Here is a 16,565-nt window from a genome sequence, read left to right as displayed (position 1 = left end):
AGCGGAGCTAATACCACTTCATTCAATAGCAGATATATACTATAAATATTTGCATTACTACACTTTTTCAGTGGCTTCCCACTTTTTCCGTAGGAGTCACTGTCCGCAGCGAAGATCAACTGAATGTGAATTGAAACATAGATAAGCTCCTGCCTCTTTCTTACTAATTAAAAATAAAGCTTAAATAACCTTAAGCTGCAGATGTTTTCGCATCTAATTTTACTTGTGTATGCCTTTTACCAAATAATAGCAAGCATAAAGCAAAGGCAATAACACTACCAGCGAAAATGAGCGCACTATTATAGCTACCGAAATATGTAACAAGTTTTCCTGCAATAAGTGGGCCTATTATTTGTCCAATCGCATAATAAGTGGTAAGAGTTGAAACAACACTGGCACTTTTGGTTGGATAAAGCTCTCGACAATAGGAAGTTGTCAAAACAACAATCCCAACAAAGGTTATGCCGAATAGGAGTGCAGAGATCATGACGCCAATAATAGTAGGGGAGATAACAGGTAATATAATGCCGATAATTTGTAAGATATAAGCGGAAGCAATAATGATAATAGGTTTATATTTTGACATTAATATACTCCAGATCGGTGCTGAAGGTATAGCACCAATACCCACAATAACCCAACTATAACTCGCGTATTTTTGTAAACTTGGCAATTCATGAATCATATCTACTAAAAATGTCCCCGTAACAATATATCCTAGTCCTTCTAATCCATAGGCAATCGTAATCCAAGGCATAAAACCAGTCCAGAATTTTTGAATGGGACCTTTCATTTTTTCTAATGATGGATCCTCTAATTTCTTCCATAAGAAGTGGTTTAAAATTATAAAAACAGTAGATAAAATACTAAGTCCTGTAAAAGCTCCTTGCCATGAAAAGTGTTTTTCAAAAAATGGTACCAAGATTCCTGATAAAGCAATGCCAACTCCAATACCGCTAAAAACATAACCAGACCATTTAGCTAGAAAATGCCGAGCCAAGTAATCCAATAACATACTAGAAGTTAATACAAATATAATTCCTCCGGTAATTCCATTAATTAATCGTAAAAATAACCATACATAAAAGTTGTTTACAATACCCATCCCCAATATGGAAATAACACAAATCCAACCATTCATGTAAAGCTTTTTTTTCTGATTTTTTACGATAAAGCCTGCCCATAAAGCACCTACAAAATAACCAATATAATTTGCTGAAGCTAACCATCCACCTTTTTCAACAGACAATCCCTCAGCTTCACGTAGAAAAGGTAAAATTGGTGTAAACGAAAAACGACCAATTCCCATTGCAACTACTAAAAATAAAACAGCCCCCACAATGATCCCTGCATGGTGACGATTCATAAAAACACCCCCATTAAGTAGAAAAAAATGACTTGAACGATAAATATAGTATAACTTAAATGGAATGATATGGTATATATTGGATTGAAATAATATGAAAAAGTTATTGGATAATGTATTTGAATCATTTTCATAATTACTCAAAACTTAGGTGCATTATTTATGCCATTCATCAGCCAATATTCCATAAACCGCATGGTCAACATAATGGTCATAAAGCCATTCATTGCTCCGAAGTGTACCTTCATGAACATAGCCTAGCCGTTCAGGGATACTTCTACTTTTTTTATTTTCAATGGCAGCACGTATTTCAACTTTATTCATGAACAGTTCTTTAAAAGCGTATTCAGTTAAAGCATGAACGGCTTTTGTCATGATCCCATTTCCTTGATATTCGCTACCTAACCAATAGCCTATAGCAGCGAAACGGTTTATACGATCAATGTTGTTGAAACCGGTGATTCCAACGACCTTTCCTTTCCAAACAATAGCCAAGTTTAATAATGTTCCATCTTTTTCACCTTTTTGACTAAAAGTAATATAGTTTAGTGTATCTTCTACCGTCTTTGTGCCATCCACCCATGGAAGCCATTCTCTTAAATATGCTCGATCCTTTTCTGTTAATGAAAATAATGCCTTTGCATCTTGTGGATTTACAGGTCTTAAAATAAGATCATCAGAGACTTCTAACATATATATTTACCACCTTTCGAAATATTCTTAATATTTTAATGGATATTACTGTAAGTTAGCAATACTTTTTTAATTTCTATGGAATTATTGAATATTTAGTCTTACGAATATTTTTGTTATACTAAAGGAGAACGTTTGGTCGATTAGGGGAGGGGAAGATATGGCTGCTCAAGGGAGAATTTTATTTCATATTGATATGAACTGTTTTTATGCTTCAGTTGAACAGGCACATAATCCCGAGCTGAAGGGAAAGGCACTTGCTATTGCAGGAAATCCAAAAGAACGCAGGGGGATTCTTGTCACTTGTTCTTATGAGGCAAGGGCAAAGGGCGTTTATACAACGATGGCTGTTTGGGAAGCAAAACGTAAATGTCCAGAACTTATCCTTATGGCGCCAAATTTTGAACGCTATCGTAATGCTTCAAAGGCAATGTTCGCAATATTACGCACATATACGGATCTTGTTGAACCTGTTTCCATCGATGAAGGTTATATGGATGTATCAGATATTGTACATGGAGAAGAAGCAATTGAACTTGCAGAATCAATCCAAACTCGTATTTTAAGCGAATTAGATTTACCTTGCTCTATAGGTATTGCCCCAAATAAATTCCTTGCAAAAACTGCTTCTGATATGAAAAAGCCAATGGGTATTACAATTCTAAGAAAAAGAGATGTTTCGAAAATACTATGGCATTTACCGGTTATTGAAATGCATGGAGTAGGGGAAAGTACGGCAAAAAAACTTGAGGGAATAGGAGTTCTCACAATTGGGAACCTTGCAAATATAGAGGATTATGTAATCAAATCGAATCTTGGAAAAAATGGACTTCGCCTAAAAAATCGTGCAAATGGTATCGATCATCGGGATGTTGATCCAAACTCAATATATGATACAAAATCGATTGGAAATTCGATGACTTTTCCGGTTGATTTGGTTGAATTTTCAGAGTTGGAAAGTGCAATTCAAAAGCTTTGCGAAAAAGTAGCAAAACGATTGGATGCAAAAAATCTAGCAGGGCATACTGTTTCAATTATGATTCGTGATGCAGATTGGCATAATAGCAGTAGAAGTAAAACAATTTCAAATGCAATTTATAAAAAAGAAGAGATTGAATCAATTGCAATAACTCTAACCGAAAAGCATTGGAATGGTTCACCAGTGCGATTACTTGGCGTAACCGTCAGCAATGTTGCGGACAAAAAAGAAACAGCGGAGCAATTATCCATCTTTACTTTTGAAAAATACGTAAAAGAAGAGCCAGTATTGAAAATTGTTGAACAATTACAACACAAATTTGGCAAAGATATTATTACAAAAGGGATCAAAGATGTGAAGAAAAAAACTTACGAATCACAAACAAGTTTTAGCAAAGATTTTTTGGATGATCATAAACGTTAGGAGGAGAACAATTGCATATTCAATTTTTAGGTACAGGTGCAGGGATGCCTTCTAAATCGCGAAATACAAGCTCATTAGCTCTAAAATTATTAGATGAGAGAGGCACAATATGGTTATTTGATTGTGGAGAAGCAACACAACATCAAATTTTACATACAACAATCAAACCTCGAAAATTAGAAAAAATTTTTATCACACATTTACATGGGGATCATATATACGGATTACCGGGTTTACTAGGCTCTCGCTCATTTTTAGGTGGGGAAAAGCCATTAACAATTTATGGACCTAAAGGATTGAAAGAATGGATTCAACTTACCTTACAAACATCACAAACACATCTAAACTATACAATCGAATTTGTTGAAGTTGAAGAAGGAGTCATCTTTGAAGATGAAGATTTTAAAGTGACAGCAATGCCTCTGCAACATGTTGTCCCATGCTTTGGCTATCGTCTTGAACAAAAGCCATTACCAGGCGCTTTACAAATTGAAAAGGCTAGAGCATTTGGTGTTCCAAAAGGTCCATTATTAGGGAAATTAAAAAATGGCATGGATGTAACATTAGATGACGGTACAATTATCCGCAGTGAAGAAGTCACAGAATCACCGAAAAGTGGATTTACAGTCGCAATTTTAGGTGATACACGCTATTGTGAGAATGCTATTACACTAAGCCATAATGCAGATATCGTCATTCATGAAGCAACTTTTGATCATACCACAGAAGATTTAGCTGCTAATTATGGACATTCCACGAATATTGATGCAGCAAATGTAGCGCGGATATCAGGAGCCCAAAATCTATTGATCAATCATTTAAGTGCTCGATTTTTCCCACAAGATATTGAAAATATGCTGAATGAAGTTAAAGAACTAATCCCAAATACATTTATCGTGAAAGATTTTGATGAATTTAGTTGGCAACAAGGAGAGCTAAAAATTTTAGGAAAATAAAACAAGCAAGGGAATTTAGGTCCCTTGCTTGTTTTAGATAGTAGAGGAAATGCCATTTCATAATTGATTTCAGACTAGATGAAAGTTCTATGCAGACGGGGCGTAAGCAAAGGAAGGAAAATTTTTCACCAGTCTGAAATTAGGAGGATTCAACCTCAAGCTTTAACTCTAATGATTTCACCAAGGATCATTTTTGTTAGAGCTTGGATTGTATCATATGCTTTGGCTAGAAAATCAGCTTGTGCGAATAACACGAAATGTAGATTCTAACGGACTATAATTTTAAAATACGAAACAATCGATTCATTTTTAAAGTTTACATTGAATAATCAAGCTTCTTTTTCAAAAAGTGATATACTGAAATAGAGTATATCAGAAGGGATCTGTGAAACGTGAAATATTCAAAATCACAAATGCAACAACTAGTAAATGACGATAAGAATTTACAAAAACGCTTAAAAGAAATCATGAAATCAATGGAACTTGAAAAAAACTTTGCCTTAAAAGCTCTTTATCATTCAGATGTAGCTGATGGAGGTAAGTACCAACAAGCGTATCAAGAATTAGATCAAACAAAGAAATAAAAAAAATCCTACTCAGGATTTTTTTTTTCGAAGAATTCTGCAATCAGTTCAGAAGTCTTTTTCGTATCCTGTTCAAAGAATTCCATTTTACTAAAATAACTATGAATTAGCCCAGGCAACATAATATGTTTTGCTTCAACGTCAGCTTCGTGAAGTCTAGTAACATAAGCAATCCCTTCATCCAACAAAACATCATATTCTGCAGCAATCAAAATGGTACGAGGAGTTTTGTGTAAATCTTGTGCGATTAATGGAGAAATTGATGGGTTTATTTTCTCCTTTGAATCTTTAATATAATGATTTGCAAACCAAATCATTCCATCACGATCCAAACCATATCCTATTCCAAACTTTTCGTACGAAGCTGTATTAAAATTAACATTTAATACAGGATAAATCAGTGCCTGTGCAGTAATTTTTGGACCTCCTTTTTCAGCTGACCAATGCGAGACAACAGCAGCAATATTTCCGCCAGCACTATCACCAGCAACATAAAGTTTTGTAGAATCACCGTTTAACAATGTAGTGTTTTCTGCCACCCATAGAAATGCATCATAGCTATCTTGAACAGGGGTCGGAAAAGGGTATTCAGGAGCAAGACGATAATCAACAGATACTACGATGGATTTGGCAGAAGCAGTTAAGTAACGGCAGCCTCCATCTGCATAATCAGGGTTTCCGAAAACCCATCCACCACCATGAAAGTAAACAATTACTGGAAATGGACCATTACCTTCTGGTGTATAAATTCGTACAGAAATTTGTTCACCATCAGTTACAGTAATAAGACGATCTTCAATTTTTGATATTCCTTCAACAGTTACTTGATGAATAGGGGAGGTAGCTCTTTCAGCTCTAGCCTCTTCAGGTGTTTGTTCATAATATTGAACGCCTTTATACTCTTCTATATAAGCTAATGATCCTTTAGTTAATGTCATTCGATCGCATCCTTTCAGTAAAAATATTAAAGAAAGTATACCATAATAAATACATTAAACCAATAGAGTAACTAGGGATTTAATAGAAATTAGGCTAAAAATAAATACAAACTTAAACGCAGAGTATAATAACCCTGCGTTTAAATATTCTTTATAGAAATTATTTGAAGGAAAGTATCAATTAATTTGTATGTGCTTTCAATTTTTCGTAAAATAGTTTGCTTATAAGTATCAAATTCTTTATTCTAGGACATTAAACCATAGAGGCGATTTATCATCAATTTCACCATTATAATTTATAGTTAATTCCTCACCTTCTTTAATATCTAGTAAAGCATAAAAGTCTACTGATGAATTTTCTTCATTATTATAAAAGGTGATATTCGGTGTGTATGAATGATTAAAAAGTGATCCAAGACCTAGAACAATAGCTGTATCGTCATCTCCCCAATAAAAACAGTAGTAGAAGAGAACAGTCTTTTTCAAATATTTCCATTCACGATTTGGTGATATTACTGCAGGAGAAACTTCAATGAGTTCATCCTTATTAATATCACGTGAAGCAAATAACCCTCTACCATATTTACCTGTATCCTTCAAAATAATTGGCCCCACAAACGTAACTCCTTTCTATAATCCTAATTAAGAAACCAAAGCTTAGACGAGTAATTTTAACTGATTTTTCAAAAAATCATTACGCGATCGAATAAATTGGAAAATGACGTCCGGTTCTCTATCAAATATCTCAATCTTATTTTTTTTATAAGGATCTAGGAGCAGGTGGGGGCGTATTGATTGATGCAAAGTTAATACTTTGTCTTCCATATAATCAACTGTGAATTTTGTTTCGAGAATTTCTTCTAGTTTTTCTTTATAAATTTTCCTTAATTCAGGTACTTCCAAAAGAAGATAACAGAGTTTGTTACCTGCTTTTCCACCAATTGGAACATAAGTATGATCCATGATACCACCACTTACTTTTCTTCCCCAAGTAGCGTCATAGTCCCATGGGAGTATTTCAAACTTGCAAGTTTCACTATTACGATAAAGAGAGTAGTTGTGAGTAAAGCCGTCATTATTCATCGTACAAACTGCTCCAGCTTGCCAAGAAAAGAACTTGTCAAGATGAAGATGTTGTGAGATGACATCAGTGAATTCAGTTGGAGGAGTAGTATTAATAATTGTGATAAATTCTCGAACTAAGTCATCATCAGATGGTGTTCCAAACGCTTGATAATAGCCAGATAATCTTGATTTTTTAGGTTTATCGTCTCTTGTTAAGGAAAAGTTGGCATCATTGTTTTCTGCATAATAAATAGGACCAATGGGCAACTTTCTTTTTTTCAAAAACAGATCATCAACCGACTCCAATTGTAAATAAACACCCTTTAATTCGCCGTTTCGGTAAAAATTGATATGTTGAGTATTTGGTGAAAGTACACCCAAATCTTGAAAAAAATCAAGGGAAAGTTTATTACGGATGAGGGATGGATCTCTGTATTCTGCATTTAGATGAATTTTACGAGCTCCATTGAATTTTTCTTTATCATCAAAATCAATCGTATAGGACCTTTTTCTAAACTTTCGTGTATATGAACCGCGATAACTAATATCAATTTGGTGTAAAGTGTTCCCGACCCTCAATTTTGCAGGAACAGATTCATCATATAATAGATTTTCTCTTAAAGTATCTAAGTCATCTCCTTCAATTATTAAGAAATAAGATGGAATTGAATTCGACATTTATTCACCTTCTTGTTTTTATTCGCTTGATAGAGTTTTTATTCCTAAAATAGCCGACAACAAATATGTCCTTATGATAGCAGGGGAATGTAAGGGCGACATTTGTTGTCGGCTAAAGAAATGAAGAAATTAAGCAATTGTTACTTATATTTATGGATAAAAGCCTTCCATAATCTTTTCATTGACTAAGGAAAGGCTTTTATTATTTCTTTTAGTATGATAAGTGTTAATAATTATCTTATTATTAACGTCGTCTTTTGCCAGTAGTAGTACAATCAGTAGAACTGTGTTTTGAAGAAGAGTGACTAGTTGATGAACTGCTAGAAGAACAAGAACAAGTTGATGAACTGCTAGTAGAACTGTGTTTTGAAGAAGAGTGACTAGTTGATGAACTGCTAGAAGAACAAGGACAAGTTGATGAACTGCTAGTAGAACAACGTTTTGAAGAAGTATGACTAATTGATGAACTGCTAGAAGAACAATGCTTTATAGAACAATGACTAGATGAATCGCTGCTAGAAGATGAGCTATCAGAAGACGAGCTACCAGAAGACGAACTTGAAGACATCATTTTTTTACCTTTTTTACCCCTGCTATTTGAAGACGAGCTACTAGAAGACGAACTTCCCGAAGATGAGCTATGGGAAGATGAACTTCCAGAAGACGAACTTCCCGAAGATGAGCTATGGGAAGATGAATTTCCCAAAGACGAGCATTTGGAAGACGAGCTACTAGAAGACGGACTTCCCGAAGATGAGCTATGGGAAGATGAACTTCCAGAAGACGAACTTCCCGAAGATGAGCTATGGGAAGATGAATTTCCCAAAGACGAGCATTTGGAAGACGAGCTACTAGAAGACGAACTTCCCGAAGATGAACTTCCCGAAGATGAACTTCCCGAAGATCTATGAGAAGACGAGCTTTCTGAAGATGAGCTATGGGAAGATGAACTTCCCGAAGACGAGCTACCAGAAGATGAACTTGAAGCACTCATTTTTTTACCTTTTTTACCTTTTTTGCCCCTACTGTTTGAAGACGAGCTACTAGAAGACGAACTTCCAGAAGACGAGCTATTAGAAGACGAACTTCCCGAAGATGAGCTATGGGAAGATGAACTTCCCGAAGATGAGCTATGGGAAGATGAACTTCCAGAAGACGAGCTATGGGAAGACGAACTTCCGGAAGATGTGCAGTCATGAGATGAACTACCAGTAGACGAACTAGAAGACGTTGTATTTAAAGCGTTTTCCTCTTTCATTAAAGGACCTCCTTAGTGCATAATTAATTTTATAATACGCAGAACAATCTTTTTGGTTTAGTCTAATACCTAAAAGAACGGTATTTTTTTAATAGCAATAAACAATGGAATTAAGGAAGATAAAATTTATTCTCTTATTTCATTCATTATTAATTTAGACTTTTTAGCTGCATTTTTAAATAATTGTTACGATCTTGAATGAATTGAAAAATCATTTCAGGTTCATAATCAAATATATCGATATTATTATTAATATATGGGTCAAGAAGAAAGTGTGGCCGAAGATTATGATGAAGTGTTAATACTTTTTTTTTCATATAATCAACTGTAAACTTCGAATCAAGAATATCCTCTAATTTCCGTTTGTACAGTTTACGGAAATCTGGAATTTTCAATAGTAGCTCTCTCAACTTGTTACCGGGTTTTCCTTCAATTGGAACATATTTATGATCCATTATTCCGCCACTGATTTTCCTTCCCCAAGTAGCATCATAATCCCAGGGCATTATTTCGAATAAACCGGTTTCGCTATTTCGATATAATGAAAAATTATGGTTGAACCCATCATTATTCATCGTACAAACTGCGCCTGCCAGCCAACTAAAATATTTATCGATATTAATAAAATTTGTTATTACATTATCGAATTTGTTAAGTGGAGTTGTATTAATGATTGTAATTAGTTCAAGAAGGTAGTGATTATCAGATGGAGAACCATTTGCTTGGAGAAAGCCAGATAGAAGTGACCGCTTTCTTTTGCCATCTCTCTCAAAGGAAAAGTTAGCATCATTGTTTGTAGCATAGTAAATGGGACCAGGAGGGAGTCCTCTTTTTTTCAAAAATAAATCATCTACAGATTCTAATTGTAGATAAACACCTTTAAATATGTCATTTCTATAGAATTTAATATGTTGACAATCTGGTGCAAGCACTCCTAAATCTTGAAAAAAGTCAAGGGAAAGCTTATTGCGAAAAAGTGAGGGATCTTTGTATTCAGCATTGAGATGAATTTTACGAACACCTAAAGCATTTTTTGAGTTACCAAAATCAATTAAATAAGATCTTTTTCTGAATTTACGAGTATATGCTCCCCGATATGCGATTTGAATTTTGTAGTTTATATCTTCAATTTGCACTTGTGCTGGAACAGATTGATCATTCAATAAGTTTTTCCTCAGTAGATTTAAGAGCTCTTCTTCAATTATTAAGAAATATGAAGGTATTTTATTTGACACATATTCACCTCCTTCTGTACTTAAAGAAATTGCTGTGTATGATAATTTGATCAAGTACATTGAATTGTGTCTCTTTCGCTCTTATTTAAATGAGCTATGATTTGAAGATGAAGAAGATTCCTCGGATGAACACGAGCAGCTACAAGATGATGAAGAAGATTCGTCGGACGAACTTGAGAAGCTACAAGATGAACTAGATGAAGAAGATTCCTCGGATGAACTTGAGCAGTTACAAGATGAACTAGATGAAGAAGATTCGTCGGATGAACTTGAGAAGCTACAAGATGAACTAGATGAAGAACATTCGTCGGATGTACTCAAACAACGACAAGATGAACTAGATGAAGAAGATTCGTCGGATGAACTTGAGAAGCTACAAGATGAACTAGATGAAGAAGATTCGTCGGATGAACTTGAGAATCCACAAGATGAACTAGATGAAGAAGATTCGTCGGATGAACTTGAGAAGCTACAAGATGAACTAGATGAAGAAGATTCGTCGGATGAACTTGAGAAGCTACAAGATGAACTAGATGAAGAACATTCGTCGGATGTACTCAAACAACGACAAGATGAACTGAATGAAGAAGATTCGTCGGATGAACTTGAGAATCCACAAGATGAACTAGAAGAAGAAGATTCGTCGGATGAACTTGAGAATCCACAAGATGAACTAGATGAAGAAGATTCGTCGGATGAACTTGAGAAGCTACAAGATGAACTAGATGAAGAAGATTCGTCGGATGAACTTGAGAAGCTACAAGATGAACTAGATGAAGAACATTCGTCGGATGTACTCAAACAACGACAAGATGAACTGAATGAAGAAGATTCGTCGGATGAACTTGAGAATCCACAAGATGAACTAGAAGAAGAAGATTCGTCGGATGAACTTGAGAATCCACAAGATGAACTAGATGAAGAAGATTCCTCGGATGAACTTGAGAAGCTACAAGATGAACTAGATGAAGAAGATTCCTCGGATGAACACGAGCAGCTACAAGATGAACTAAATGAAGAAGATTCGTCGGATGAACTTGAGAAGCTACAAGATGAACTAGAAGAAGATTCGTCGGATGAACTTGAGAATCCACAAGATGAACTAGATGAAGAAGATTCGTCGGATGAACTTGAGAATCCACAAGATGAACTAGATGAAGAAGATTCGTCGGATGAACTTGAGAAGCTACAAGATGAACTAGATGAAGAAGATTCCTCGGATGAACTTGAGAAGCTACAAGATGAACTAGATGAAGAACATTCGTCTGATGAACTTGAGAAGCTACAAGATGAACTAGATGAAGAACATTCGTCTGATGAACTTGAGAAGCTACAAGATGAACTAGATGAAGAAGATTCATCTGATGAACTTGAGAAGCTACAAGATGAACTAGATGAAGAACATTTGTCAGCTGAATTATGCTGATTCCAATTTTTTTCTTTCAGAATAATCACCTCCTAAAGGAATGGAATACCTGTATAGTACGCAAATTCGAGTCTAATGCTTGGATTCAAGCCTTATTAAAAGAATACTTTTTGAAAGTCACTATTTTATTTCGATAAATTTATCATAGTAATAATATTTTGGGACAACTTAAGTAAAAGAAAATTTGCAGAGGTGATAATCTTGATTATTGAAAGGTCGCCTGATTGGGAAGAAGGTTTTCTAAATAGATTAGAAAATCAGAGTGAATGGGATAATTGGAAGCTTTACAATATGAGTTACGAAGTTGTAAAAGCTAACCTCATTACAGAATTTACGGGTCTTCAATCTCCTAAAAATTTACCCAATCTAACTCCTCTTGCCCATCAATTAGAAGTCGCAGAAAAAGTTATAGAAAGGATGAATGGAAAAGCAATTTTAGCAGATGAAGTGGGACTTGGTAAAACGATTGAAGCAGGTCTAATCCTGAAAGAATATCTAATCAGAGGCCTTGTGAAAAAAGCATTAATATTAGCTCCAGCTTCTCTCATAAATCAATGGATTGAAGAATTGAACAATAAATTTTATATACCCGCTATTCCTTACACAAAGAAATCCTCATTAGAGCATATCGATATTGTCGTCATGAGTATGGATACTGCAAAAAAAAGCCCTCATAAAGAGCTCATTTATGATCAAGACTATGACATGATCATCATTGATGAAGCTCACAAACTAAAAAACCACAAAACCAAAATCTATGAGTTTGTACAAAGTTTAAAGAAAAAGTTTTGTTTGTTGTTAACTGCAACGCCAATTCAAAATAATGTTTTTGAACTTTTTTATCTTATTTCCTTACTTAAACCAGGACACTTAGGAAATTTTGATGTATTCCAATCCGCTTTTTCAGCGAGTAAACATGATTTAGAGAATGATGAATTTTTAAAAGAATTGGTAAATCAAGTGATGGTAAGAAATAGAAGACAAGACACTGGAGTAGAATGGACAAATCGTTGTGTACAAAATATCCCAGTAGAGTTTACAAAAGAGGAAAGAGAAGTCTATGACATGATTTTAGAACTGAAGGATGTTTCGCCAGTTTTCTCTGGTTCTTTCTCTATGATTACTCTTCAAAAGGAAATGTGTAGTAGTAAGGAAGCTACATGCTTGACTTTAGAAAATTTACTCCAAAATTGTAATGAGCTAGAAGAGGTTAAATTTATAGAGGAACTTATTACCAAATTGATGGCCCTTCAAACGAATTCAAAAGCAGAAAAGGCTTACGAAATTATACATCAGGCAAAGGATAAAGTTATTTTATTTACTGAGTACCGTGCGAGTCAAATTTATCTCCAGTGGTATTTGCATACGAAAGGAATTAAAAGTGTCCTTTTCAATGGAAAATTCAATAAAAACAAAAGAGATTATATGAAGAAACTTTTTCAGGAACAAGCTCAAGTACTAATCGCAACCGAAGCTGGAGGAGAAGGAATTAACCTACAGTTTTGTCATCATGTTATCAACTATGATCTACCATGGAACCCCATGAAATTAGAGCAAAGAATCGGGCGTGTCCACAGATTAGGACAAGAACATGATGTCCATATCTACAATCTAGCTATTGCTGATACAATCGAACAAAACATACTGGACTTGCTTCAAACTAAAATTGAAGTATTTGAAAAAGTCGTGGGTGAATTAGACGATATTTTGGCTATCAAAAGAACGATGTAAGAAAATTGTATTAAGGATAAGGAGGATGGTTATGCTCCCGCAACAAGTTCACGGCTATTTACGTAATTTTTTTCAACAAACAGATTGTCCAATTATTGAGGATGAAGGACATTATATGACCGTACAATTAACGATTGAAATGGACAAAAGGATCATGAACCGTCCTTTCTATTGGAAATACATTGAAAGTACAGATGTTGTTCCGTGTCCTGCACAACTTACACTCATTACGAATCAAAATATACTTAATGAAAATGTAAAAGGTGAAATTGTACACTTTGGTTCATATCGCCTTAATCAATTGTTTCAAGCTACTAAAGAAATGGGTGCATATGTACAGATGTTTGAGAGCATAGATACGCATGAATCTCAAACCATACTGACTCCTTTCTTATGCGTGAATTACAAAGTATCGTATTTTTGTGATCAAACGAAAGAGATGCTTTATTCTCTTGGAATAAACTTAATGACAGGTAATATTAATGAAGATTTTCAAGTGATTTTAGCTGAAGTTGATTTAGTTTCAGAAATGCCAGATAATGCATTTCCATTGCAATATATTATTAAGCCGATTCGTGCATTAAAACGATTAGATGATTTTATTGAAAATATCATTCAACAGGATGATCACACATGGGCAGAAAAGGCAAAAAAAAGATGGCAAAAGGATCAAAGGGTATTAGATTATTTTTATGAAGAGGTGGAGGAAAAGCCAGAATCCTACGAAATAGAGAAGAAAGCATTAGAAGATCGGTACGGTGCTAAAATAAAAATTGAAATTATTAATGGAGGATTGTTTTATTTAAAATGATGCTTACAAGTGAATAAATTACAATCTTTACTAGTTGAAATTACTAAGGAGCCGAACTGACTTATGTTTCATCATGCTGTAGTATCTTCCGGAAATATGGAAGATACAATTGAAAGGTTAAAGGAGAATTTAAAAAAGAACAATTTGGTGTTCAATTGATCTTTAATATAAATGAAAAATTCGAGGCTAAGGGAAAGAAATTGCTGGATCGATTGAAAAACACCTAATTCACTGTATTGAACAAAGTTTATAATGGGAAGCATTTGTGCTAAACCTTTTTCAATAAGATCAAATAATGAAAAGATAAAAAGCTGTTTCAAGGTTTATTAATGTACCTTTGAAACAGCTTTTTGAATTTATTTTGATAAGAGAATTAATTTCATAATGGATAAAAACACGAACGATAAATGAGACATTGTTATTTGCCATATCTATTAGAAGATTGTCTATGAAGCGGAAGATGGCGACTCCTGCGGGAAAGTGAGATAGGTGAGACCCCGCAGCACAGCGAGTAGGATCAACGCTCGCCCACGGAAAGCGCCATCTGGAGAGGCATACTAAGTAAATACTGGAAGTGAATTATTATCCGAATTATTGAGTTGTTTATTTATAAAATCTTCGTATTTTTTAACTAGAAAAGTAAGAAATTGATTCGAAATGATTAAGGTTAGAAAAAGATTAAGTTAGCTTTTTTATATTAAAATTATCAAGGAGTAATGCCCAATTCTGTGGGAAAGGGAATCCTAATGCCCAGTAACTGACACCTCGAAGTTTGAATCTCTTAATTAAATCAAATTTAGCTTGAGCACTTCTTGCATCTTCAAACCAAACTTCGTGTTGTTGACCGTTTTCATCTACATAACGGAAGAAGGGAGATTGAGTAGCTGTATCATATTGAATAATCGTGCCATATTTTGCTGCTCGTCGTATGGCTTCCTGAGGGCTAAAGGTCTCAGCTTCTTGTCCTTTAACATGTGGTAATTTCCAATCTCTTGCGTAAATTTGGAAGCCTAAAAATATTTTGTTTGCTGGCATAACAGATAGGGCATATTCCACGACTTTTTTCATCTGGTTAATTGGAGAGATAGATTGTGGCGGCCCGAGGCGATAGCCCCATTCATATGTCATCAAAATTACGAAATCAGCAATTCTTCCATGAGCTTCATAATCATGAGCTTCATATAACAGACCACCTTGAGTAGCAGACGTTTTTGGAGCAAGTGCTGTTGAAACAAAATAGCCTTTTGGATGTAGTCGATCAACAGCGAGTTGGAGAAATGCATTATAATTCTCGCGATCTGAAGGTTGCACACTTTCAAAATCAATGTTTAAGCCTTTATAGCCTTTATTATCCATGATTTTAAGTACGTTATTGATTACTTTTTCCTGTAAAACTTTACTAGATAATATAGTATGAGCTAAATTCGATCCCGTTTGGGTTGCTGTGAAATTTGTAATGGACATCAGCGGTACCACATTTTTTGATTGTGCTGCAGAAATCATTAATTCATCTGGAAATGGCTCTAATGAGGCATCCTCTTTTACTTTATAAGCGAACGGGCTCATATAAGTAAGCAGATTTCCAACATCTTTAATAGATTGTGCACCTTCTGTAGGAGATTGATACGTATATGCATTTACTTCAATGGTAGGTTTTGATTTTGGAATAACTAAATTCATACCAACGTATAATCTGGATGCATTTGAAAGATGATTTTCACTCACAATTGCTTGCACTGTTGTGCCATAACGATTAGCAATTTGCCATAATGTATCTCCAGGACGGACTGTATGGGTTATGCCATGCGTTGGGATCACTAGTGATTGGCCAATTACCAGGTTATTTGGATTGGGCAATTGATTTAACTGAATTATGGAATTGATGTCTACATTGTAATGATTTGCAATTTGCCAAAGTGTTTCGCCTCTACTAACAATATGTATCTCCAAAACATTCTCCTTCCAAAATATTTTCCATTCTGTAATGTATATGATGAAAAGAATAAGATATGCATATAAGTCGAAATGTTTACATGATTGATAATTAAAAAAATGTAGCTCTAAAAACATATAGATACCCGTTTCAGCGTTTCATAATTAAAATAAAACAACCAGTCTTATTGCTACAAATCTAGTCTATTTATTAATCGAAGTTGATGATGGCGTCATCAAATGTAAATGGACTATTAATATAAATACTAAATAGTAAAAACCTAGATTATTTATAAATCTAGGTTTTTTTTCTTTGGTATCGGATAAAAGGCATTATATCCATATCTGCTTTATTGAAAAATAATACTTTTGCATTAGATGTGCTAGAACAATAGAATCACACTTATTTACAAATAATCTATAATAAGCTTACAAATTTAGTAAATTAGGTTAATAAATATTCCTTATAATAACAATTGTGGATAAGAAA

15 protein-coding genes are annotated in these 16,565 nt (G+C 34.5%); 7 read left to right on the top strand and 8 right to left on the bottom strand.

Annotated elements, in window-relative coordinates:
* Window positions 1-190 precede the first annotated feature (190 nt).
* On the bottom strand, window positions 191-1,366 hold the full coding sequence (locus ACIQ4I_RS08785; RefSeq protein WP_403095343.1) for a YbfB/YjiJ family MFS transporter: 1,176 nt from the start codon (window positions 1,364-1,366) through the stop codon (window positions 191-193).
* A gap of 156 nt (window positions 1,367-1,522) precedes the next feature.
* Window positions 1,523-2,059: a GNAT family N-acetyltransferase gene (locus ACIQ4I_RS08780; protein ID WP_403095340.1), complete on the bottom strand. Its 537-nt coding sequence runs from the start codon at window positions 2,057-2,059 to the stop codon at window positions 1,523-1,525.
* Window positions 2,060-2,219: 160 nt separating this feature from the next.
* On the opposite strand from ACIQ4I_RS08780, the gene ACIQ4I_RS08775 reads away from it, so the two are divergent.
* From ACIQ4I_RS08775 to ACIQ4I_RS08765, 3 genes are all read left to right on the top strand, one after another.
* On the top strand, window positions 2,220-3,461 hold the full coding sequence (locus tag ACIQ4I_RS08775; RefSeq protein ID WP_403095338.1) for a DNA polymerase IV: 1,242 nt from the start codon (window positions 2,220-2,222) through the stop codon (window positions 3,459-3,461).
* Between the two features lie 11 nt (window positions 3,462-3,472).
* A complete protein-coding gene (rnz, locus tag ACIQ4I_RS08770) occupies window positions 3,473-4,417 on the top strand; it encodes a ribonuclease Z (protein WP_403095335.1) in 945 nt (314 codons plus the stop codon).
* Window positions 4,418-4,809: 392 nt separating this feature from the next.
* The gene (locus ACIQ4I_RS08765; protein WP_403095332.1) at window positions 4,810-5,001 is read left to right on the top strand and encodes a hypothetical protein; all 192 of its coding nucleotides are present in this window, start codon (window positions 4,810-4,812) and stop codon (window positions 4,999-5,001) included.
* A gap of 8 nt (window positions 5,002-5,009) precedes the next feature.
* Here the strand turns inward: ACIQ4I_RS08765 and ACIQ4I_RS08760 are convergent, their stop codons facing one another.
* The 3 genes from ACIQ4I_RS08760 to ACIQ4I_RS08750 all read right to left on the bottom strand — a co-directional run bounded on the left by ACIQ4I_RS08760 (window position 5,010) and on the right by ACIQ4I_RS08750 (window position 7,682).
* On the bottom strand, window positions 5,010-5,939 hold the full coding sequence (locus ACIQ4I_RS08760) for an alpha/beta hydrolase (protein WP_403095329.1): 930 nt from the start codon (window positions 5,937-5,939) through the stop codon (window positions 5,010-5,012).
* Between the two features lie 240 nt (window positions 5,940-6,179).
* Window positions 6,180-6,554: an SET domain-containing protein gene (locus ACIQ4I_RS08755; RefSeq protein ID WP_403095326.1), complete on the bottom strand. Its 375-nt coding sequence runs from the start codon at window positions 6,552-6,554 to the stop codon at window positions 6,180-6,182.
* 42 nt (window positions 6,555-6,596) lie between these two features.
* The gene (locus ACIQ4I_RS08750) at window positions 6,597-7,682 is read right to left on the bottom strand and encodes a CotH kinase family protein (protein WP_403095324.1); all 1,086 of its coding nucleotides are present in this window, start codon (window positions 7,680-7,682) and stop codon (window positions 6,597-6,599) included.
* Between the two features lie 716 nt (window positions 7,683-8,398).
* Here ACIQ4I_RS08750 and ACIQ4I_RS08745 point away from each other — a divergent pair.
* Together ACIQ4I_RS08745 and ACIQ4I_RS08740 are read left to right on the top strand one after the other, a co-directional pair.
* Window positions 8,399-8,593, top strand: a complete 195-nt coding sequence (locus ACIQ4I_RS08745) for a hypothetical protein (RefSeq protein WP_403095321.1) — start codon at window positions 8,399-8,401, stop codon at window positions 8,591-8,593.
* A gap of 105 nt (window positions 8,594-8,698) precedes the next feature.
* A complete protein-coding gene (locus tag ACIQ4I_RS08740; RefSeq protein ID WP_403095318.1) occupies window positions 8,699-8,881 on the top strand; it encodes a hypothetical protein in 183 nt (60 codons plus the stop codon).
* 208 nt (window positions 8,882-9,089) lie between these two features.
* Here the strand turns inward: ACIQ4I_RS08740 and ACIQ4I_RS08735 are convergent, their stop codons facing one another.
* Both ACIQ4I_RS08735 and ACIQ4I_RS08730 read right to left on the bottom strand, forming a co-directional pair.
* Window positions 9,090-10,175, bottom strand: coding sequence for a CotH kinase family protein (locus tag ACIQ4I_RS08735; protein ID WP_403095315.1), 1,086 nt, complete (start codon window positions 10,173-10,175; stop codon window positions 9,090-9,092).
* A gap of 797 nt (window positions 10,176-10,972) precedes the next feature.
* Window positions 10,973-11,536 carry a hypothetical protein gene (locus ACIQ4I_RS08730; RefSeq protein ID WP_403095312.1) on the bottom strand — a complete coding sequence of 188 codons (564 nt, stop codon included), beginning with the start codon at window positions 11,534-11,536 and terminating at the stop codon, window positions 10,973-10,975.
* A gap of 266 nt (window positions 11,537-11,802) precedes the next feature.
* On the opposite strand from ACIQ4I_RS08730, the gene ACIQ4I_RS08725 reads away from it, so the two are divergent.
* Window positions 11,803-13,332 carry a DEAD/DEAH box helicase gene (locus ACIQ4I_RS08725; protein WP_403095310.1) on the top strand — a complete coding sequence of 510 codons (1,530 nt, stop codon included), beginning with the start codon at window positions 11,803-11,805 and terminating at the stop codon, window positions 13,330-13,332.
* A gap of 31 nt (window positions 13,333-13,363) precedes the next feature.
* Window positions 13,364-14,143, top strand: a complete 780-nt coding sequence (locus ACIQ4I_RS08720) for a YqhG family protein (RefSeq protein WP_403095307.1) — start codon at window positions 13,364-13,366, stop codon at window positions 14,141-14,143.
* A 678-nt stretch (window positions 14,144-14,821) separates the two neighbouring features.
* Here the strand turns inward: ACIQ4I_RS08720 and ACIQ4I_RS08715 are convergent.
* Window positions 14,822-16,093, bottom strand: a complete 1,272-nt coding sequence (locus tag ACIQ4I_RS08715; RefSeq protein WP_403095304.1) for a glycoside hydrolase family 18 protein — start codon at window positions 16,091-16,093, stop codon at window positions 14,822-14,824.
* Between the last annotated feature and the right edge of the window lie 472 nt (window positions 16,094-16,565).

Source organism: Rummeliibacillus sp. NPDC094406, assembly GCF_044763875.1.
GTDB lineage: Bacteria > Bacillota > Bacilli > Bacillales_A > Planococcaceae > Rummeliibacillus.
Note: the sequence above shows the minus strand (reverse complement) of the source record. Positions and strands in the feature narration are given on the sequence as shown.